Below are 21,294 nucleotides of genomic sequence, written 5' to 3' on the forward strand. Positions count from 1 at the left end.
ATCTATTTATGCGTGAACAAATGCTTGAGAATTCTGAAGTTAATTGGTCCAACACCCCTGTTGATGAAGAAGAATTACGTGAATTATGCGTGCAATTAAAGGCGCCTGAATGCTCAATTAAAGCGATTATCCTTGATAATTCAGCCTCTCCGATTGGCGGAGCTGAACAAAATGGTATGGAATACCGCCTGCTTTTTAAAGCCTTGCAGGTTAATCGTTCAGTGACTTACCTGAGTCTTATAGGTAATCATATGACGTCTGAAGCCATTACTACCTGTCTTGTGCCGATGCTGAAGGCAAATAGTACCCTGCAACAGCTGAACCTTCAGGACAATAAACTATATGGCAGCGATCTGCTGGCAGTCACAGAAGCGCTGAGAACAAACCCTCAATCGGCCTTGTCAGTATTAATCCTAACCGCTAATCCAGTTGGGAAGATCCAGGGGTTTAATCTTAAAATATCGGAAGCTACTTTTAATGGTATCACTCAAAACCTTGAGGCAAATAGCACCATCCAAGAGGTGAAGATTGATCGGGAATCCATGAGCGAATCCCGGTTAAGGCAAGTTGAACGGGCAGCTAATAAAATCCACCATAAGCTTTATAATGCGATAAGCAGCTTAGATCGCCTCCTTGTTTTAAATCTGTTAAAGGACTATGGAAGCCAATTGCAGCCGCGTGATAAACAATATCAAGGTGCTGATGGAAGAGGGGATTCGTTATTTTCCAGGATTAATAATGATTCTGAATATAAACAAGCGTTTAAAACCGCCCTCAGCCAAGCAAACATTCACTCCATCTCCTGATAACCAAAACACCTCAAAAAGCACGCAAGTCGTTGACTTTGGATAATGGTGGTGAATTTACCCGTCACCAGTTATGGGGTAAAGCACTGGACATCAAAACCTTCTTCTGCGACCCATATGCATCATGGCAAAAGGGCAGCGTCGAGAATACCAATGGAAGACTGCGAAGAGACTTACCCAGAAAAACGAACATTCACACATACAACAAGGAGGATTTCAATGAAACCATTGATAACGATAACCTAACACCACGCAAAAAACTCAATTGGATAACTCCTCATGAGGCATTCCTAAAAAAATGTCAGAGGTTTGCACTTCAAACGTGAATGTGGCGGCTCACCCCAGGACAAGGTTGAACCTTAATCAGATCCCTAAAGCTGATGGTGTTTTTACTCGCTAGCTCAACATACACCTCACTGGCTGCTTTTGCTTCTTCATTTGTAAACTGTTTAATGTCGCTCAAGATATGTTTGACTTCCTTCTTACCATACTCAGGCACATCAACGCTCATCAGGCGGTGCGACAATGCGTTACTTTGCGCAGTGCGTCCTGCCATACTGATTGGATTTTGCGTACCAATAACGGTAAGCCTGGCGTATCTGGCATTTTTCCGTCTGGAGTCTTACCGTTGAGTAATGCATTCAGTAACGATTCCATCATCGAGGCACTGTTACATTCATCCATAACCACCACAGCTCCTTCATGGAAGGCTTTTAGTAGTAAGGTGCGTTTTTCGCTCGGCTGCATACTCGCTGGTATCATGTAATAGTCTTGATCTTTGACTAAGCCCTTGGACTGCAACAAACCAATCACCATTTCGCTTTTGCCTACACCTGGTTTACCTTCCAGAATTACCCCCCCAAGACCCGCACAGCTTACTTGTCCTGGGTTGGCACGTTTGAAGGACCTAAGATTCACTATATCATTAAGCAAATACATCACTGGCCTACGAGATGAGGTCATGATGTAGTCATCGGGAAGACCTTTGATTTTCGCACGTGGTAGTCTTTGTTGTGGTTTATGCTCATCATTAAACTTTACACTTTGATTGCGCGGTACATGTTGATACGCTACCTGATATGCATAATGTGTCGCTGCTAGAATCGGATCTGCTTAATCCCCACGTCTTTTGCAATATGCCAAGGTCAGAAGAGCCATCTGCTGGATCTCACGTGGAGATAATAAAATCTCTGACTTTGAGTATCCAGGCACTCCATAGTTGAACTGCAACTTCTTATCAGCAATACAGCGATTCCCCCTGGATGGTAAACTCGCTTCTTTAAATTTTACTATGTCCTTTAGGTGGCAATATATAACACCTAAGGGACATGAAACATACAGAAAGTGAGAATGATATCTCAACTAGTAACGCTTGACCAATAGGCATTTATTTCCTACTATGTCCTCTAGGTGTCAATAAATAACACCTAGAGGACATAGTATGTTTGAAGAATATCTGGATAACTTGCGCTCATCGGGAAAGCGGTATTTTACCTTTTCACAGGTAATTGCAGACCTTAGCACCTCGGTTAATAGCGCAAAATCGGGCTTATATCGATTGAAAACCGAAGGAAAACTCATTACCCCTGCTAAAGGGCTTTATGTAATAGTGCCGCCAGAACACCGGCCTCAAGGCTCTATTCCCGCTGAGGAACTGGCACCCATCCTGATGAAATATTTAAAAGCAGAGTACTATGTCTCCCTGCTTTCAGGAGCGGCATATTATGGAGCATCTCATCAAAAACCAGCACGTTTTCAAATCATTACCAACAAACGCATCAAGCATCCGTTGGAATTTGGGCAAATAAAATTAGAGATAATTTATAAGAAGTCCATGACCGGGCTTCCTATGCAAGATATCGTTGTGAACACTGGCTACTTAAAAATTGCAAGCCCTGAACTTATTGCCTTCGATCTTCTTACCTACCCAAGCCGTGTCGGGGGCTTAAGTCATATTGCCACTGTCTTATCCGAACTCATAGAGGCAATAGATGCCGATAAACTTATCAAACTGGCTATAATGGTAGGAGCAAAAGCCTGGTTACAACGGCTTGGGTTCATTCTGGAAAAAATTGATTCGATGGATGAAGAAAAACGAGTTGGGCTTATAGCCAGCCTGCAAACATATCTCGATGGAAAAATGTCCGTATTTGTTCCTCTTGCTTCAGAGTTGCCGAAAACCGGCTATCCTCGCATAAGGAAATGGAAAATTATTGAGAATACCGATATTGAGGGGGATTTATGATTCCGGAAAGTTTTATAGAAAGCTGGCGCGCGGTTGCCAAATGGCAAACCCTTGGCATGGTTGAACAGGATCTGGTCATTAGCCGAGCACTTGTATGCTTGTATAATGATCCAACCATTAAAAATAGCCTTGTATTTCGTGGTGGTACGGCATTGAACAAGTTATTCCTGAAGCCACCGGAACGCTACAGTGAAGATATTGATTTTGTTCAAAGACAGCCACAACCTATAGGTTCAACCATCGATACTATTCGCGAGATATTAACACCCTGGCTTGGGGAACCAAAAAGGAAAATTACAGAGCGTAGCGCAAAACTTGTGTACCAGTATCAAGCCATAGGTGGATTGCCGGCTAAATTAAAAATAGAGATTAATACGACAGAGCATTTTCAGGTGCTGCCCATTAGGTTGGAACCATTACAGGTAGAATCGGAATGGTTTAAAGGCGATGCTTCCATTGTCACCTGCGAGCTTGAGGAACTGATCGCAACAAAACTCCGGGCACTCTATCAAAGACGCAAAGGGCGGGATCTGTTTGATTTGTGGCATGTTTTTAAGCGAGAGATGGTGGATATCGATGTGGTTATTGATATCTTTCAGCAATACTGTGTCAATGATGGTATTACCATCTCCAAAGAATTATTTCACAAGAATATGGAGATGAAGCGTTTAAATAGAGATTTTCAAACCGATATGAACATCCTGCTGCCACATAACACGCACTGGCATTTTGATGAAGCATTTGATTTTGTTCAAAGCCGTATTATTAGCCAATTGCCCTAATGATTTCTCTAGACACGCTAAACGGTAAAATACTATGAAACGAAAAAGACAATGGGTACGGGTTCCTCCCAAACCGGCTAAACAGAAAGTATCACCGGAATTCATGAGGATGGTAGATAAAGCAGTAACAACGTGTATTGAAACCACCCTTAAGCCCCGCTATTTTTCAGAAAAACCATTCGACGAAGCTCGCAGACTGGTGAATATTTATGCGAAATGGCACCAGCAGCATTTTGTACATTTTCTGGCTGAGTTCCATGATACCAGGCCGAACGTAATACAGGAACATTATAGCGATCCTTTTGCCCGTATGGCGTATATGGGTGATGAACGGTTTAACCTTGCGTATATGCGGCATACGGGACAATGGTGGGATAAATATCAGAATATTCCATTAAAGGATTGCCTTGATGCCATTAAAAACGATGATTTTTTCATGATCCATGTGTAAAAGGAGACTAAAGTGACAAACAAGCGTATCCCACAAGCAATGCAAGGCTATTATGATGCCATTACTATACTCACTGATACATTCTGCAAGGAACGGTTAAGCAACGAATATGCAGAACTTGTACGAAAGGCAACCGCAGCTTTATGCCGCAAGCGTCCATCGCCACTACTTAGCGGAAAAACTGAATCATGGGCATGTGGTATTATCCAGGCCGTTGGATATGTAAACTGGATGTTTGATAAATCCAATCCATTTTATACAAACGCACAAACGATACAGGAGTTTTTCGTTGTATCCAAAAGTACCGCCGGGCTTCGGGCAAAGACAGCAAGAGAAGCACTGGGTATGGATCATATACTTAATACAGAATGGATGTTGCAGGCAACCCAGGATTCCAACCCTATGCTCTGGTTTGTAAAAGTCGACGGTTTTATTTGCGATATACGCACCTTACCCCGCGAGATTCAGGAACAGGCCTATGAAGATGGTATTATCCCTTACATTCCAGCAGATAAAGAGGAAGAAGTGGTGGGATAAACTACCGCTCCAACAATTTTACACATTCCATGCGCCTTTCCACCTTTGATAAACCACGTATTATCAGTTGTGCCGAAATCTTCAAGAAATATATCGGCTTACCGCGTGGTTGTTATGATGAAGCCAAAGAATTACTGGAATCTTTAGGAATCAAGGTGGTAGTTGAGGATAAAAGGAACAATGGTTCTGGGGTGAAAGTCGCATTCCTTGGCTAATTAACCGATGAGCAGCAAGACGCAGCAAAGACTTTGCTGAAACATGATACTGGCATACTCGCCGCAACCACCGCGTTTGGCAAAACCGTGGTTGCAGCAAATATCATTGCTTACCGGCAGGTGAACACATTGGTGCTGGTACACCGCCGTCAATTACTCGATCAATGGGTAGCAAGATTACAGATTTTTCTCAATATTCCGGAAAAAAATATCGGCATAATCGGTGGCGGCAAGCGTAAGCCGACTGGTATTATTGATGTCGCGTTAATCCAAAGCCTTGTGCGCAGGAATGAGGTTGATGATATCGTTGCAGATTATGGGCAGCTCATAGTGGATGAATGTCACCATTTATCTGCTGTAAGCTTTGAAGCGGTAGCACGTGCAAGTAAGGCACGTTATGTACTTGGTTTGACCGCTACAGCAACACGTAAAGACGGCCATCATCCGATTATTAGCATGCAATGCGGCCCTATACGCTATCGTGTGGATGCAAAGAAACAAGCAGGACTCAGACCATTTACACACAAAGTTGTAATACGAAATACGACCTTCAAATTTTCAGCCCTAACAGATAAAGCTCCAACCATCACTCAATTATATGCAGCTATTGCTAATGATGAAATACGAAACCAGGGAATTTTTGATGATGTACTGAAGTCACTGGAATCTGGCCGCAATCCTATTCTCATTACGGAACGCAAAAATCATGTATCTGCGTTCGCAGAGCAATTTTCCAAGTTCTGCAAGCATGTTGTGGTGATGGTAGGCGGACAAAACACAAAGCAGCGTGAAAAAGTGAGAGAACAGCTTGCATCCATTCCAGAAACTGAAGAACGCCTGTTAATAGCCACAGGCCGTTATATTGGCGAAGGGTTTGATGATCATAGGTTAGACACACTGTTTCTTACTATGCCTGTCTCATGGCATGGAACGCTTGCACAATACGCGGGTCGCCTGCACCGGCTCCATCCCGGTAAGAAAGAAGTTATTATCTACGATTATGTAGATCAAGCCGTTCCAATGCTTGCCAAAATGGCCGATAAAAGGCGTAAAGGCTATGAGAGGCTGGGATATACATTTTCTACCCCCGATGTCACTTAAGCGTTGAAATGTCCATTCTTGTCCAATTATTCACAGAGGCTCTTACCCCACTAACCCGGATATTTCATGAAGGCATGAAGTAATAGGTTGGCGGAACCGCCTTTATCTTATATATTACAGTTGCTTAAAACCAATTATAAGTGGATTCCGCCAATGACAATATGTACCAGTAATTCGCCATTATTTCCAGGTTTAAAACGTCGTAGCTCAGGGCTACCTCATCATAATTTTTGTTGCAAGATAGCCTGAAGTGTTCTGTTGTCCCAACCTGCGACTTTTCTGAGCCCCTTTATGGACTGTCTCTTTTGTTGAATTTTTCTAATCATATTGAGTGCTAAGTGTTTAATAATGGCCATATTCTCTAGCGCATTCATTTTTCTGATTCGGGAGTGATCCTCGTTAAAGCTCATATCCAGAACCCATTGCAACGAGTTTTCTATTGCCCAATGGCTGCGAACTGAGATAAGAATCCTCTTCGCGTCTGCGGGCAGTGAGCTGATGTAATACCGCGTATCAGGTTCTCGATTATCACTTGACTCCGTCTTGGACTCTACTTTGACAATTGATCTTAAACCTTCCCAATTATGCCGCTCTTTTAACCAATCAACCTTATCCGTTACGGTACATTTCCTTAGTTCAATACGGCCATGACCTCCGTCTGTTTCCTCATAATAATCAGCTTCTTTCAGCAATTCTTTGTCATCAAAAAATTGCATAATATCTTCATGTAAACTGTTATGGTTGCCCTTTAACCCAAGTATATAATCTCCTTCCTTTGAAACAATCTCCCGAGCTTTTGACTTTTGACAGCCCATTGCATCAATCGAAACGGTCGCACCTTTAATATCCAGTAACTTAAGAAGCTCTGGAATTGCCGTAATCTCATTCGATTTCTCAGAGGTCTTTTGTTGAGCAAGGACAAGTCTGGCTTCCGTTGCAAAGGCACTCACCATGTGGAGTGCTTTCTTGTCTCCATCATGACTGCGACGTAAGGTTTTACCATCTATCGCTATCACTTTGTCTCTCACTTCGATACCAAGGCTGTTAACCCATTTTATAAAACAATCTTGAAAAACTTTAGGATCAACCGACCGGAAAAATCTACGAAAGGTATCATCACTCGGTATCCCATTCTCATAAGGGAGGTACTCCTTCAGAAACTCCGCTTTACTCAAACCAAAAAGCTCGACATCATTCCAACCTTCTGCTCCACAAATAACCGCACACAGCGTGGTTAAGAGAATTTCTTCAACAGGATAAAGTTTCGTCCGATCAATGCGCGGATCTTCCAACTCACCAAAATAATCCAAAAAAGCTAGTTCCGTCATAACTCAATCCCTTATGGTTGAAATAACAGAACTCTAATCCATTTCTAGATTTATTAAACATTTTTAGATGAGGTAGCCCTGTGGTGCCGGTCATAAGGTGTTGCACTTCATTTTAGAACAGGCCCTATAATAAAAAATATCTTATTTCAACTCCAATTGATTTTAGGGTAATTCCAACATTTCTATAAAACAATAAAATCCTTTCCGTTATTTGATATTTATGAGCTATGCTAATCACAATTTTTTTTCCCTTATATTTAGGAAACTGTACATAAATTTCTCCACTTTCTATGTATTCAAGATAATTATTGATTTTATTGCGCAATAATTCTACATGATTTTCTTCATTAAATTTGGAGTCCAAATGATCGCTAATAGCAAGGATAACGGAATTTGTATCAGCCTCAATCCCGATAAAGTCTACTACGTTTGTTTGTTCTATAGTCATATATTATCTACGGCTTCTTCATTTATTTTTCTCCTTAAATCATAATGAATTTTCAAGAATTAAGGTATATCTTGTCTAGTATGAGCCATTTTATTGAATCATAAATAAATAAACATATCCCCCCCTAGTATTAGGAAGCCAATATAACAAAATAAAATTTTTATCTTCATTCTTTTATAAGCAGTTAATATATAAAACGACAGCAATGTTATGATGGAAAAATAAATGAAAAATGCATTTATGATATCAAATGAATTAAAGAATTTCCTTGCAATATATTCGGATATACGGAACAAGAAATATGATCCAAAAAGAGTTGAAAACACAAATAAGCTCAACTGTATAAATAATCTCCCTATATTTTTCATTTTATACCCATAATTGCTAATGGTGCCATCCATTTTTGATCATTTCTTTGATTTTGAGTTGTAGGGTCATTAACAGCATTTCCAAATTGGTAATATGGAGTCACATCGAAATGATTATGAGATAATGGATTTTCAATCAAAGAATTTCCTCCAAACCAAGGAAGTCCTGGATTATAAAAATTATATGTTCCTTCATTAAGTGGATCGGTGATTATGTGTCCTTTGGTATCAAGAACAACTTCATATCCATGTATTGGATCAATATATTTTACATTATTTCCTAATTGGCCATCGATGACCTTTCCTGTTACTGGATCCACTACAAAATTATGGAACACAGATTGATAATCGTCTAACAGCTCGAATTCATTCCTATGTGTTAGGAAATATTCATTTCCCTTCTGGGTGAGCGCCAAACGTAAATCATAATGGATCTTCAAAGATTCTGTACAATTCCCAGTTTCTTGACAAATCTTATATTGCTTATCATACTCCACATCCCTTGCATCACTAATTTTTTGATAGCTCTCCTGAACCTTATCTTTGCACGCATCATTATCGCCACAAGCTTTTAATTTATTGATTAAATCACCCTTCTCATCCGGCAACAAATAATTATAATTGATCGCCTGCGCAGCCGTCGTGTTGACCGTTTGAATAGCTCCGGCACCCATGCCCAGGCCAAATGCAGCGCCTACCGCTAAAGATTGTCCTAATGTTGCACTACCTGTTTGACTCATGCCGGCACCAAAGGCCAATTCTGCTGTCCCCTCGCTCACAACTGCTCCAAATGCGCCCGCTCCACAATTACCGGATAATGCTAACCCGGTGCCACAACCAATAATCCCATGCGCTACTATATGTGTCAATGGGTCTATCATGTCTTGGCAGGGCAAACGTATCTAAATTTGTTTGATGACACTTATGAGATATTTAGGATCCATAGCGCACTTAGCCATCATACGTTTAACGGATAAAGTTCCTTTAAGTTGGTTGATGATATTTAGAGCCCATTTCCTGATCATGCTCATGATTTCAGGGGCATGATCATTACGTATACGTGAACCATCCTCATTAAAAGTCATATCGAGTACCCAATGGAGCTGATTCTCGACAGACCAATGTTTTCTGGCTTCCTTGGCGATTTGTTCAGCGTTAGCAGGTAATGATGAGATATAATAACGCACATCTGCTGTAGTAGGTTTATCACTATTGATAAATTCCCTTTTGGAGTAAACGCAGGCTATAGTTTTTAAAGCAGGCCATTGGTGCTGATCTTGTAGCCAGTCAATATCGTCTGTTACCCTGCATTTGCGGTATTCTATGCGACCATGCCCCTTATCACTTTCCTCCCATTCCTGGCTAATAGGAAGCGTTTCATCTTCAAAATAATCCTTAATATCCTGATGTAAAGACCCTTGATTGCCTTTCAAGGCGATAAGATAATATCCTTCCTTGTTACGAATCTGATTACAGATGTCACGCTGAGCACCCATGGCATCGATTGTGATAATTTGATTCCAAATATCCAACTGATCTAGCAACTTTGGAATAGCGGTAATTTCATTCGATTTTTCTGCTGTCTTAATCTGACCTAAGGATAGCTGCTCATGCTCTGACCATGCAGAAACTATGTGACGACTTGAAACATTCTTTGCTCGATGGTGTGAGCCTCGTACTGTCTTTCCATCAATCGATATAATCCCTTGAACCTGCTCCCGAAGACTCTCTGCATAATTCATAAAACTGTTGTGGAACCCTGATACATCAAGGCTTGAAATCACCCGACTTATCGTATCATGAGAGGGAATACCAGAGCTGGGGATGGTGGCCTGAGGATCAAGCCACCATCTATAAAATTCTTACATCTAAATAACCTTTACAATGTATAAGAAGCGGAGAACCACTCACGGCTCACTTTATTTTATAACTGTCTAGCTGATTGTTTAGCTTGTGACGCATTTGAAGCGGAAATACGATTGGATCGTAACTCCTCTAGACTAACTTTTTTAAGTGCTTCCTGTGCTTCTGCAATTGGTTTAATTTTGCTGTTGAGATCATTTAAGAATTTTTCTGAATCAGGACCAGCAGGAAGGATGCAAACAAGGCAGTTTACCACACCAGATGCTTGAAGTTTTTGATCAAGCCCACTTTTTATTAGTTGGGTGGCAAGCGCTTCTTTACCCTTGCTAGTAGTAAACAAGTGAATCTCCTTTTTATTGGCATCATAACCAATGCAATATTGTTCGTTTTTCAGAAGATTGGTTAAAGGGCTTATTTTATCAACAACTCGTGCGGATTTAACCTTAGGTTTTTGGATAATATCTAGGAGAATATCATATATCTCATTTTTGATGGTTAGACACTTACTATCAAGTCCATCATTCGCGTTAAACAGAAACTCTACGATTTCGTTCAAGTCATAACCATTGCAGCGCGCGCCTTTTTCAAGCATCACTTTTAGGTCATAAAAAGGAAAGCTCTGCAATGGGTCCTCAAGAAGATGTTTAAATGCAAGATCTAAGATTGTTTCACCTTGAGCATTACAGTCATTAATTTCAAATGTCATGGCTAATTCAGAATTCAGGAAATTACCTAGCCCACACTTATTGTCTTCCCTAAATTTAAAAAAGCCTTCGAAAAGATAATGAGAAAAAGGAACGTTTTCCTTACGGGGTTGTTGGAGTAATCGTTTGAAAATATGATTTAAGATTTCTACCTCATCTTTATTTTCTCCAGTATTCAACCTATTATAGTGCAAAATTAATTGCGCTAAATCTTCAGGTCTAGGATTAATATTTTGATAAGAAATATACTTGCTATAAAGGATTCCACATTTGGCTCTCAATATTGTTAGCCACAGGGGGAGAGCTCGAAAGTGTGTGTTGAGATCTTCTAGATTATGCATTAAAACTTCAATGACTACGTCATCACTTGAGTATTGTAGGGCAGAGAGAGCCAGTGAATTAACTGAACTAGGTACGGGTGGCGTTTCTGGATTAATATTGCGAATTTTTGAGAATATCGGCCTTATTGATCTTTTATTAGATAAATATGCATAACGGAGTATTTGATGTGCTTCTTGTTTACTCAAATTATCTGCGTGCTCAGCAATGGATAGAACCACATTCGTTCTCTTCCGATGTATTGCATTTGTTAATGGATTCAATTCACTTGAGTCGCGTATGCGTATATCTGCTCCCGCTTCAATAAGAGCTGAGGCTGCTTTTTGCATTCCAAGATTGATGGCAACTGTTAAAGCAGAATGTCCGTTTCTTTCAGTCACGTTGAGCTGCACACCTTTTTTAATAAGAGCTAAGGCTACTTCTTCCATTCCATTGGTAATGGCACTTAGTAAAGCAGTAGATCCATTTGCATCACATTTATTTAAATCCTCTTTTTCAAAATACTTTAAAAGATTTAGTGATAAATTGGACTTACGCGAGGCAATAGCAGTATGTAATAATTCAATAGGAAGGTCCTCAATCAGACCTAAGTTCCCATTCACGGCAATAGCTTGCCGTTCATTTAGAATAATCTCTACCATATCAAGATTTCTTTGAGCAAAAGCCTGATTCATAATGTTGCTTACTAATTGGCTGCGCGTTTGAGGGTCTGTAATGTGGCGATTTTCAGCGAGGTATTTAACCAGCTCTTTAACAAATTCTGGCTTATTGCTCGTAAGGGCATGCTCCGCTATTTCTAACCATTGGGATTCTGTTTTGATTCTCTTAATATTTTTTCTAAATTTATCTATATTGTTTTGATTAATCAATTTTTCTAAGAAAGCCATTCTATTCTCCGAGCAAATACTGCAAATTACAATTAAAAATTAATGACATTGCACATATTAAAGCATTAATAGGATATTTTCAATATTATATATATAATTTTATCTTCAAATTCTTAAAAGTGATAATTGCGGAACAATTAATTAGCATTTAATGCTTGTTGTTTCCTGACTTCTGCCAAATTTGAGGCTATTTGGTTCTATTTTTAATAGAATCATTTAATGACAGCATGTTATGTTTTTATGGGCTGTATTAAACCGCACTAAATGGTATTATCCTGTCCATGCGTGGTGGGTAGTATTAGGCACAACTACCTTGTTCTAGCCTCAACTAAACGTAAAAAGGGAGTTTTTTAAAGACCGTACGCAGGTCTAGTGAATATAATTCTAAGGAACGTAAAAACGCTAACAACTTAATCACCGCCTTCGAATCTAAAGCTTTCATAACTTCTAATCAAAATCCACAGTAACTATAAATTTTTTCTAGTTCAGGCTATGGAAGGGAGTGAAATAATTTAAAATCAGCACTTTCCATTGACAGAAGTTTCGATGCGTGCATCTTAACTGAATTTAAATAATAATGTTAGATATTGTCAATAATATAAAATACAAAAGTAACAATTAATATTGCATTTAAATAATACAATATTAATTCTGGTTTTATTTGTTATTGAGTTGATATATGCTCGAGCAATTAAAAATTTAATTTGGGATTATTATGAGCAAACAAACGGAATATAAATTAGTATTAGAGGTCATTGAAAGACTCTCTTCTTCACTTCTTATTGGATATCAAGAATCTTCAAATGTAACCCAAACTGTTGCTGATATTGCATTATTATCTCGAACAAAATCTTCCATCGCTCGGAAAAGAGAGGTAATCAGTCGACTAAATAGCTCTCTGATTGACGACGTTATAAAGAACGAATTATTATCTTTGCTGGAAAAGAGATTAGAAAATAAGTGGTTCAAACGATTTGTCCCACGTACGAATCAAAAAGCTAAGACAGGAAGATTTTTCAGGAAGTTCATAAGAAATTTAGCCATAGGTGATTCCCCATGGACTCCCTCTACAATGCTTGATATTGGATGTGGTGAAGGAACGCTGGCCAAACACATACTCGAATCTTTCCAAAGAAATAGCCTTGCATTAGAGGGGAGAACTTACGCAGCAATTGATATCGTGGATAAAAATGTTTCTAAAGTATCACAAGATCTTGGGACCTTTCCCATAAATTTAGACGTAAGACAAGGCAATGCATTCGAATATGACCTTGCTAATTTTGGGAAACAGGATTTAATAATTGCATCTCATGTGTTCTATTGGGCGAATGATATCGAATCTATCATGGGCAATGTCTGTAATTTATTGTCTGACAATGGACTTGCTATCATAATCCATGACAGTCCTGAGTCTGATCAAAATCAATTTAGGATCAATTTCCGTGCTACTGTTAATCCACATACGACAAGCACTGTGGAAAGAATTCTAAATTCCAAGGGAATGACTCATTTTAATTATATAATTGAATCTGAGTTGATTTTTCCAAATAATACGATTGAATTAAAAGAGAATCTATTGAAGACTGTGAACGGAGAAATAGATATAAATGATCATGCTGACCTAAAGTATCTTAAGTATTTAGTAGAGTTTGTGGTTCAGCGTCCACTGGAAGAGCTTGCAGAGGAGGGGATTGCTCAAGAATATTTAGGGCAATTGTGTTCATTACTTCAAGAACAAAACAATCGCCTGATTTTGAGAAGTTCTGTACAAGTTGTGGCGTCGAATAAATGTGGCATAGATCTTAGCGAGAGGCTGGGAAACAGTGAATTTCGGAATAGTGTTAATGTGTTAGCAAAGCGCATAGAGCACCCACAACCTTCTGTGCCATCAGGGGGATTTATTACAAAAATCTCTAGCGATACACGTGGGGTAAATGGTCCATCAAGTATAGACAAATAACTCACCCGTTCATACCCCTGTACTTCAAGAATTGCTTCAGCATGACCTTTAAGCGCAGAGGTTAGCGCCTTCTTAAAGTGGTAATTGTGATTTACGCTCCCAAATCCAACTCTTTATTGGCAGTGAGCATACAGGATTTTTCTGCCTAAACACCAGGATAAATGATTGTTAACTTATTGGTTCTATGATAGCCTGTTGTAAATAATGAAAAAATGAGCATTGGAGAGAAGCATGTGTCGTATTTTATTATTGTTTATCTTAGGAATTCTATTGCCATTCGTAGTTGAAGCAAAAGAAGTTAGGGTAGCTTTTGGTCAATCTGTGCCTCCCTATATAATCCAGGATTCTAACAGTGGAATAGAAATGGATATTATAAGAGAGGCTCTTGCCTATAAGGGCCATAAACTAATCCCTGTTTATGTGACCTTTAGCAATATCACTTCTTCGTTTATAGATAAGAATGTTGATGCTGTGGCGACCGTTAATGATAAGATCGGTATGGATGGTTACTTTAGTGATGTAGTTATAACGTATAAGAATTATGCGATCACTTTAGCATCAAACAAATTGAAAATTAACTCTATTAATGACTTGAGAAAAGGAAAAGTTTCCGCATTTCAATTGGCTACAAGATACCTTGGGAATGAATATGCTACTGCGGTATTGGAAAATCCAGATTATCGTGAGAAACAAGACCAAATTATTCATGTCAAACTACTTTATGACAATCAAGTCGATGCTGTTATCACTGATAAGGCTATTTTTCAGTATTATACCCGTAAGTTAAAAAACAAGATAAGCACCCACCAAGATGTTACTTATCATCAGATATTCCCCTGGAATGATTATAAAACTATTTTCCGTGACAAAGTTCTGAGAGATGATTTTAATGAAGGGCTAAAAAATCTGCGTACTTCAGGACGGTATAAGAAAATTTTTGTAGAATATTTGGGTAATGATGAAAAATGACGATTGAGAAAAAGTCGCTTATCACAAAAATAAACTCGATTATTCATCGACTAATATGGATAATTATCCTTTTATGTGGATCATTCTTTATTGGTTTTAACTCATATGAAACATGGAAAAATCGCTCACATGAAGTTAATCTTCTATCTAATGTTTTAGCCGATGCTATGATCGACCCCCTTATATTTGACCGTAAATCTGAAGGCGCAGCAAGACTTAAGAAATTTTTAGATATACCCTATATTGATAACGTCTGTTTGTACTACAGTTTTGGTTCATTATTTCTTGATTATCATAAATCTAATAGCTTAAGATGCCCAGACGACATAAATCTAGTTCGCAGTCATTTTTCTGATTTACCCTTCTCAAATTTAGCAAGCATCGATAAGGCTGGATCAAATGTTGGCTATGTATTTATTGGAGCAAATAGTCATGACATTAAAGCCATTATCACAACAAATGCATTTATCATTCTTGGATTTATACTGGCTACGCTAGGATTAGGTACACTTATATCCCGAAAACTTGAGCATATCATTCTATCACCATTAATCAGCCTTAAGTCTGTCGTTACTCATATTACTCAAGAAAATGATTGCTCTCATAGGGTTAACATAGAAACAGATGATGAAATAGGCGATTTAGCGATGGCGTTTAATCGCATGCTTGACATCATTTCTGAAGGTGATGCGGCCCTCAGAGATTTGAATTTAGCCCTTGAAGATAAGGTTCATGAACGCACTGAAGACCTAGAATACGCCCTAAAAGTAAAAGAAGACTTTCTCTCCAACATGAGCCATGAAATCCGCACTCCATCCATGGAGTGACGAGTTTCACTCGGCTTTTAGTTGAAGAATGGAATGATACAGATGATGACATGCTATTCAATTACGCCCAACGCGCCCATAAATCAGGTGAACGGTTATTGATCTTGATTAATAACCTGCTAGATATGTCTAAATTTGAGAAAGGGGCGGTACAGCTGGAGCGTAAAGAATTGCTGTTCAGTGATCTGATTCAAACCGTTATTGCAGAAACCAGTGGAGTAGTGGAGGTAAAACATGAGAAGCTGGTGTTTCAACCCATGGCTAACGAACCATTAGTGGAAGTAGACGAGGGACGGATGGCGCAGGTGATGACCAATTTAATTGGTAATGCTGTCAAATATTCTGAGAAGGGAACCATAAGGATTTCCCAGAGTGTTAATCCAGAAGCTATTTTTCTTGAGGGGGTGGCTCAAGCACCAGGTATGATCATTTCAATATCAGACGAAGGAATTGGTATCCCTGAAGATGAATTGGTTAAAATATTTGATAAATTTTTTGAAAGCAGCCTTACTAAAACCAAAGCCGGTGGAACGGGTTTAGGGCTTGCTATCTCCAGAGAAATTGTCAAGGCACATTTAGGTACTATTTGGGCGGAAAATAATAAGAACGGAATTGGCAGTACATTCACATTTATGTTTCCATTAAAGGAAATTCCAGGTGTTACTCAGGCAACTGAGAAGTATGCATAGGAAGCGGTTATAAAGTGTAAAAGTTAATCAACTGAATTAGAACGACTAGTTGCTTATTTTTCCATGAATTTTACTCATGGCACGCTGTCCAAAATAAAAGCTGATAATACCTGAAAAAATGGCCTGATCCTCTTCTGTCCAAAGCAACCATGGCAGATTAGTCGAGAAATGCATCACCTTAACCGTGGCATAGAGGATAAAGAAACTATAGGCGATAACAGGCCTTACTGTTCCATTGAGTGCATCCACCCAGCCGATGCCTGAAGTATACGTCTTATAAAGGGCTTGGCTTTCGGCAATATCGGCTTGGGCATTTGTTTCTTCTAGTTTTTCCTGATGTCCTTGTGCTTGAGAATCCATCTGCATTTTCAGCAGTGTGATTTCATGTTTTTTGTTCGATGCATCTTGGAATAGCTGGATTAAATTAGGAAATGTTGCGCTAATAAAACCAAGCAGCGAGCTGAGCAATGTAATCATAAAATTCCCTTAATTGTCATGAGTTTGAAAATAACTCCACCCATGCCGGTCATCAGCACGGTGGAAGTCCACCACATAACGCGTTCAATACGGTCTAGTCGCTGTTCGAGGGATTTATAACGTTCCGCGCACAGGGCGACATGCATATCAAGGTGTTGGGATTCTTGTTCTTGGGTCATGGCTCCTCCAATAAAAAAAGCCACTGCCCAAGTTTGATTTATGGTAGTGGCTTTGGTTTGGTTGTTTTTGGTGTTAAAGATTAAAGGCTGGCATATCCTGCATAGCCCCGTCCGACGGTGGCTGAGAGCTGGTATACATTGACGGTAACGTTATTTTGTATCTGTCCGAAGTCAGCGATTTGCTGCTGGGTAGTGTAAGTTGCGGTAGGTGAAACAAGACCAGAAAGGGTGCGTTTTATGGCATTGCCCTGCATGATATCCACCTCGTATCGTTCTGATTCCTCAGAAAGCGGGATATCTACCCCATCACGCCAATCACCACCAATACGTGTACGCCGTTTCCAGCTAATGATGAGATCGCCATTGAGGTTGCGGATTGCTGCTATATGTACGGGTGAATAAGGCTTTAAAGCCCGTGCTGAATAAGCAAAGTCTTGTGGGGAGGAAGCTGCAAGTGTAGAACCAATCGTTACCGGCCTATATTTCTTATTCATACCCCAGTTAGATGATGCCATAGGCTCACGGGCAATAGCGCTATTAAGCAGGATGAAACGCTCACCAGCACTATGAGTGCCGACTGCCCACTCCGTACCAAGTCGTCCACGTAGCAGATTAGAAAGACGATATTGATTGGTATCCACGAGGGTCGCTGTTTGAAACTGGACAATTTCATCACCAATCACACATACATTGGCACCATTCAGTACGGCGAGGTCGGTTACGCTCTGCAACTGTCCAAAGGTTAACAATACATCAATGGTGGTGGTGTTATCCCACGTGCAGACCGTACCAGCAGGGATAATACTCAGTACGGATCCAATGGTTGCCTGGGTGGTTAGCGTCTGCATCAAAGTATAATTAGCACCATCATCATCGGATCGGTAGATCGCTGCTCCTTTCCAGTCAGCTCCTAATCCTACTGCACCATAACGCAAATAGGCATCTGTCATGGAATCAGTAGGGAATGCAGGCAGGTCAAGCAACTCCAACCGTGTAGCCAAAGCACGCGGAGGAAGTTGGGCATTAGGAGTATGTCCACCTGTTGGATTATAGAAATCATAGAGACTGATATCCTCAGCTGTCGCTGTAATTTCCTGCATTCCATTGCGCACTAACTTAGTGGATGTAATACGCATCAAATAGGCAGCATTGTCCTTGGTAACGGTTATGACATCGGTGGGTTCAAGCAGTGCATATTTGGGAGGTACTGAGAACTGGTATTGTGTACGCCCAACCCACGCATTATAGAGGGAAATATCTGCCACAGATTTGGCTTCCTGGTCGTTGAGCACAATGGATAAATTGATCGTTGCATAATCGACCGCATTGACGGTTTGCCTCAATGAGGATTGTGTACCTGTTTGGTAATCAGCGGTGCGACTAAGATAAATCACATCCACCTGGCGCGGTAATTCCAGTTCTTGGGTGCGGGTAACGATGAAAGTTTGACTTGCATCGTCATGTAACGCTAATTCATTAAAGTCGATATCGATCTGCGAAGCATTGCCCCGCTTGATAAATTTTAGTATCCCATCTGATTCGACCATGTCAAAAAAATAAGCCATAGCCAGCTGTTCAAGGCACGCACGTACCGTTTGCCGGTTGGTGATGATAAACCCTGAAACAATGTCGTTTAGTCGGCTGACATCAACCATTGTGGAATCGTACCCGACTTTGTTCAACAGGTTGGCAATGATTTGCCCAAGACTTGAAATCCCAAGCTTCCCTTGTACCCAATGGCCGGTTTTCCAGTTGCCTCCATCTGCCCAGACAGAATTAAGGTCAGGAAAGAAAGGAAAGGGACGTGCATCCCATGTCCAAATAAATTTCCTGGGCACAAAATTGGCTTCCTCCCCATTTTGGCTATTAAGAAAATCAATCGAAGCTTCAAGGGCAGTGCGCTGTGCAAGGAAATCAACCCTGCCACGGCTGCCTATGGGATAAGAATTTTCAGATGAGTCAGGGTCTGTAAATGCAGCCGGTTGGTTAGAGCATCCATCAACTGAAGGAAAGCCAAGTTCAGAAAACCAAACAGGTTTCATTTTTGGAACCCAGGCAGTGGCAGTCGCATTAGGATTGGTGTGCGTACTGTTCCACCAATGCCGAATATTCTTCCAAGCATAGGTAGGTGATCCGTAATTGGTCTTACCTGTACGTTGGGCAGCATCTAAGTAATAATAATCCCAACCCTCATCCTTCGACCAGCCATCATATACTTTCTCATAATCAATCAGTGATTGTGGTAAATCTGGGGTGAGGGGGAAATAACAATCAATTCCTACTGCATCAATATTGGGATCTGACCAAAGTGGATCGAGGTTGTACCAGCCATTGACCGAGTGATATTCACTCCAATTTGCGCCATACATGATTTTTACATTGGAGCCCACGGTGTTTTTTACGGTAGCAGCGAGGCATTTAAGTTGTGATACGACAGGAAACACGCCTGTTGGGTTCATGTATTGTGTTAAACCCACCAACTCTGAACCAATGATAAAGGCATCGATAATATTCTTCAACAACACGCCATCTACAGTGAGGTTGGCATAATGCGTGATAAATGCATTATACCCATTCGTGCGGGTAAAGAAGCCATTAGCCGCTGCGACATCGGTTGGGGTTATTTTGCCACGCCATGGCTTGGCTTGTGGTGTAATAGTGTCTACCTGTAACATAGGATAAAGCAATACTTTATAGCCACGTGTTTTTAATTCTTGGCAAAGCCTAATGATGCTTTTATCTGTGGGAGTTCCGCCATAAGTAGTGGAGCCATCAGGGAAGACTAAGACATGATGGGCAGTCTCACGTGTAAACGCAGCCACGGCCCAATCATCAGGTATAACTTTGGTATTTTGGCTGCCAAATTCAACGGCTGGTTTAATCACACATACAGCTGGATCCAGTGAATCAGCAAACCAGTTGACCACTACCGAAACCCACTCCACATTAGGTAGGGTGGCTTTCAAATTATCAAGTGCTACCAGCACATCAGCTTTGTTATTCAAATTATTCAGATTAAGTTTAATGGCTTTCCCGCTTTGAACGAAATTTCCAGAAGCATCTCGTTTGCCAAGTGTTTTTTCCTGTATGACGGTATCATAGACCAGTTCACCAGCACCAGGGATCAAGGTAATATCGGTAATTTTATCTTCAAGGTCGTAGGATTTTTTGATGGTACGCCGCACTTCAAAGGTAAAATTAGGGATACGGTTTCCAAATTCTTCAAGTGGAAAGTCCTTAATAACAATATAGGCCATACCTCGATAAGCAGGAGTTTGCCCACCTGAATGAAAGGATGAAATAAACGTGTCCGGTAGTTGAGTTTCATCACCTAGGTAAAGCGTATAATTGCCTTTTATGAGGTTAAGCTGCTTACTATCTGCCCACATACGTATCACTTCTGTAATGGCGTCGCAAATTGAAATTGCCAGTGAAGCTGTGTAACTGTAATTGTTTGTTGAGGTTTGAGCCGCCACCGCTACCCTTACCACCGCCTGATGATTGTGTCGTGGTGGTTGCATGTTCCTGGATGGAAGTGACCAGATGATATTGCCAGCAATACGGGCATTACCATAGACCAACGGAATCGCTTTCCACAGGTGAAGCTCCGTAGCATTAAGTCAGTTAGCGCGAACCCTTCCTGATGAATACGTGCATGGTTTCCAAAGATGGAACGATCTACAAAACCACCAATGAAACCACCTATATACCACCGGCAATACGGGGATAGAAAACTTCCAGCACCCAGGGCTGAGGCTCCTGACTTGCAGCGGCAGCAAGAACTATGGTTGCCATCGAAACACCTTTACCAAACGTTGTATCCAATCATCATCCAGGCGGTGTTCGACCACTGCCGTGCCTGTGCTGGAGCATGGATCATTCCCAGCATCCCGTTATAATCTGTGAGAAAAGCTAAATGTTGTGGGTTATCCTCACGCTGAATAAAGCCAAACCCAGCGTTTCCTTCGTTAATGGAGCTTCATCCAATAAGTCTGTCAGTTTTTTGTATGAGATAAGTCCCGTTAGGTTCTCTGGAGTAGCTGATTTCATCATAGCCTGCGAGTGGTTGGCCAAGTGATCTTTTAATCTTTAAACTTAACTCATCGGCTACCCCAACGA

The 21,294-nt window shown here is 40.5% G+C and carries 20 protein-coding genes and 1 pseudogene; 11 read left to right on the forward strand and 10 right to left on the reverse strand.

Translation table 11 applies throughout. The features are described from left to right. Positions 1-8 precede the first annotated feature (8 nt). Both IPP74_08630 and IPP74_08635 read left to right on the forward strand, forming a co-directional pair. Entirely contained in the window at positions 9-806 is a 798-nt protein-coding gene (locus IPP74_08630; GenBank protein ID MBL0319336.1) for a hypothetical protein, read from the forward strand. Continuing rightward, positions 803-1,132 carry an IS30 family transposase gene (locus IPP74_08635; protein MBL0319337.1) on the forward strand — a complete coding sequence of 110 codons (330 nt, stop codon included), beginning with the start codon at positions 803-805 and terminating at the stop codon, positions 1,130-1,132. Before IPP74_08630 ends, IPP74_08635 begins: the two co-directional genes overlap by 4 nt. Here the strand turns inward: IPP74_08635 and IPP74_08640 are convergent. Both IPP74_08640 and IPP74_08645 read right to left on the reverse strand, forming a co-directional pair. Beyond that, entirely contained in the window at positions 1,123-1,332 is a 210-nt protein-coding gene (locus IPP74_08640; protein ID MBL0319338.1) for a hypothetical protein, read from the reverse strand. The two genes, IPP74_08635 and IPP74_08640, sit on opposite strands and share 10 nt — an antisense overlap. Then, positions 1,317-1,769, reverse strand: a complete 453-nt coding sequence (locus IPP74_08645) for a hypothetical protein (protein ID MBL0319339.1) — start codon at positions 1,767-1,769, stop codon at positions 1,317-1,319. The genes IPP74_08640 and IPP74_08645 overlap by 16 nt, the downstream gene beginning before the upstream one ends. Before the next feature lie 478 nt (positions 1,770-2,247). On the opposite strand from IPP74_08645, the gene IPP74_08650 reads away from it, so the two are divergent. From IPP74_08650 to IPP74_08670, 5 genes and pseudogenes are all read left to right on the forward strand, one after another. Further along, positions 2,248-3,051, forward strand: coding sequence for a type IV toxin-antitoxin system AbiEi family antitoxin (locus IPP74_08650; protein ID MBL0319340.1), 804 nt, complete (start codon positions 2,248-2,250; stop codon positions 3,049-3,051). Then, positions 3,048-3,833, forward strand: a complete 786-nt coding sequence (locus IPP74_08655; protein ID MBL0319341.1) for a nucleotidyl transferase AbiEii/AbiGii toxin family protein — start codon at positions 3,048-3,050, stop codon at positions 3,831-3,833. The genes IPP74_08650 and IPP74_08655 overlap by 4 nt, the downstream gene beginning before the upstream one ends. Before the next feature lie 34 nt (positions 3,834-3,867). Further along, positions 3,868-4,284 carry a hypothetical protein gene (locus IPP74_08660; protein MBL0319342.1) on the forward strand — a complete coding sequence of 139 codons (417 nt, stop codon included), beginning with the start codon at positions 3,868-3,870 and terminating at the stop codon, positions 4,282-4,284. Positions 4,285-4,296: 12 nt separating this feature from the next. Beyond that, positions 4,297-4,821 carry a hypothetical protein gene (locus tag IPP74_08665; protein MBL0319343.1) on the forward strand — a complete coding sequence of 175 codons (525 nt, stop codon included), beginning with the start codon at positions 4,297-4,299 and terminating at the stop codon, positions 4,819-4,821. A gap of 29 nt (positions 4,822-4,850) precedes the next feature. Next, a pseudogene (locus IPP74_08670) lies at positions 4,851-6,137 on the forward strand (DEAD/DEAH box helicase). A gap of 221 nt (positions 6,138-6,358) precedes the next feature. Here the strand turns inward: IPP74_08670 and IPP74_08675 are convergent. The 5 genes from IPP74_08675 to IPP74_08695 all read right to left on the reverse strand — a co-directional run bounded on the left by IPP74_08675 (position 6,359) and on the right by IPP74_08695 (position 12,074). Beyond that, the gene (locus IPP74_08675) at positions 6,359-7,465 is read right to left on the reverse strand and encodes an ISAs1 family transposase (GenBank protein ID MBL0319344.1); all 1,107 of its coding nucleotides are present in this window, start codon (positions 7,463-7,465) and stop codon (positions 6,359-6,361) included. 124 nt (positions 7,466-7,589) lie between these two features. Beyond that, entirely contained in the window at positions 7,590-7,913 is a 324-nt protein-coding gene (locus IPP74_08680) for a hypothetical protein (protein MBL0319345.1), read from the reverse strand. 364 nt (positions 7,914-8,277) lie between these two features. Beyond that, a complete protein-coding gene (locus IPP74_08685) occupies positions 8,278-9,150 on the reverse strand; it encodes a hypothetical protein (GenBank protein MBL0319346.1) in 873 nt (290 codons plus the stop codon). A 33-nt stretch (positions 9,151-9,183) separates the two neighbouring features. Further along, positions 9,184-10,065 (reverse strand): ISAs1 family transposase, encoded by an 882-nt coding sequence (locus IPP74_08690; GenBank protein ID MBL0319347.1) that lies wholly within the window; start codon positions 10,063-10,065, stop codon positions 9,184-9,186. A 140-nt stretch (positions 10,066-10,205) separates the two neighbouring features. After that, positions 10,206-12,074, reverse strand: coding sequence for an ankyrin repeat domain-containing protein (locus IPP74_08695; protein MBL0319348.1), 1,869 nt, complete (start codon positions 12,072-12,074; stop codon positions 10,206-10,208). A 715-nt stretch (positions 12,075-12,789) separates the two neighbouring features. Between IPP74_08695 and IPP74_08700 the strand changes: the two genes are divergently transcribed. The 4 genes from IPP74_08700 to IPP74_08715 all read left to right on the forward strand — a co-directional run bounded on the left by IPP74_08700 (position 12,790) and on the right by IPP74_08715 (position 16,519). Next, the gene (locus tag IPP74_08700; GenBank protein MBL0319349.1) at positions 12,790-14,034 is read left to right on the forward strand and encodes a class I SAM-dependent methyltransferase; all 1,245 of its coding nucleotides are present in this window, start codon (positions 12,790-12,792) and stop codon (positions 14,032-14,034) included. 231 nt (positions 14,035-14,265) lie between these two features. Further along, entirely contained in the window at positions 14,266-15,003 is a 738-nt protein-coding gene (locus IPP74_08705) for a transporter substrate-binding domain-containing protein (protein MBL0319350.1), read from the forward strand. Continuing rightward, the gene (locus tag IPP74_08710; GenBank protein ID MBL0319351.1) at positions 15,000-15,830 is read left to right on the forward strand and encodes a HAMP domain-containing protein; all 831 of its coding nucleotides are present in this window, start codon (positions 15,000-15,002) and stop codon (positions 15,828-15,830) included. Before IPP74_08705 ends, IPP74_08710 begins: the two co-directional genes overlap by 4 nt. A gap of 50 nt (positions 15,831-15,880) precedes the next feature. Beyond that, positions 15,881-16,519 (forward strand): HAMP domain-containing histidine kinase, encoded by a 639-nt coding sequence (locus IPP74_08715; protein ID MBL0319352.1) that lies wholly within the window; start codon positions 15,881-15,883, stop codon positions 16,517-16,519. A 45-nt stretch (positions 16,520-16,564) separates the two neighbouring features. Here the strand turns inward: IPP74_08715 and IPP74_08720 are convergent, their stop codons facing one another. The 3 genes from IPP74_08720 to IPP74_08730 all read right to left on the reverse strand — a co-directional run bounded on the left by IPP74_08720 (position 16,565) and on the right by IPP74_08730 (position 20,756). Beyond that, complete coding sequence (locus IPP74_08720; GenBank protein ID MBL0319353.1) at positions 16,565-16,879, reverse strand: hypothetical protein; 315 nt, start codon at positions 16,877-16,879, stop codon at positions 16,565-16,567. 113 nt (positions 16,880-16,992) lie between these two features. After that, on the reverse strand, positions 16,993-17,175 hold the full coding sequence (locus IPP74_08725) for a hypothetical protein (GenBank protein MBL0319354.1): 183 nt from the start codon (positions 17,173-17,175) through the stop codon (positions 16,993-16,995). A gap of 80 nt (positions 17,176-17,255) precedes the next feature. Next, positions 17,256-20,756, reverse strand: a complete 3,501-nt coding sequence (locus IPP74_08730) for a glycoside hydrolase TIM-barrel-like domain-containing protein (GenBank protein MBL0319355.1) — start codon at positions 20,754-20,756, stop codon at positions 17,256-17,258. Between the last annotated feature and the right edge of the window lie 538 nt (positions 20,757-21,294).

This window comes from Alphaproteobacteria bacterium (assembly GCA_016722515.1).
Lineage (GTDB): Bacteria > Pseudomonadota > Alphaproteobacteria > Rickettsiales > JADKJE01 > JADKJE01.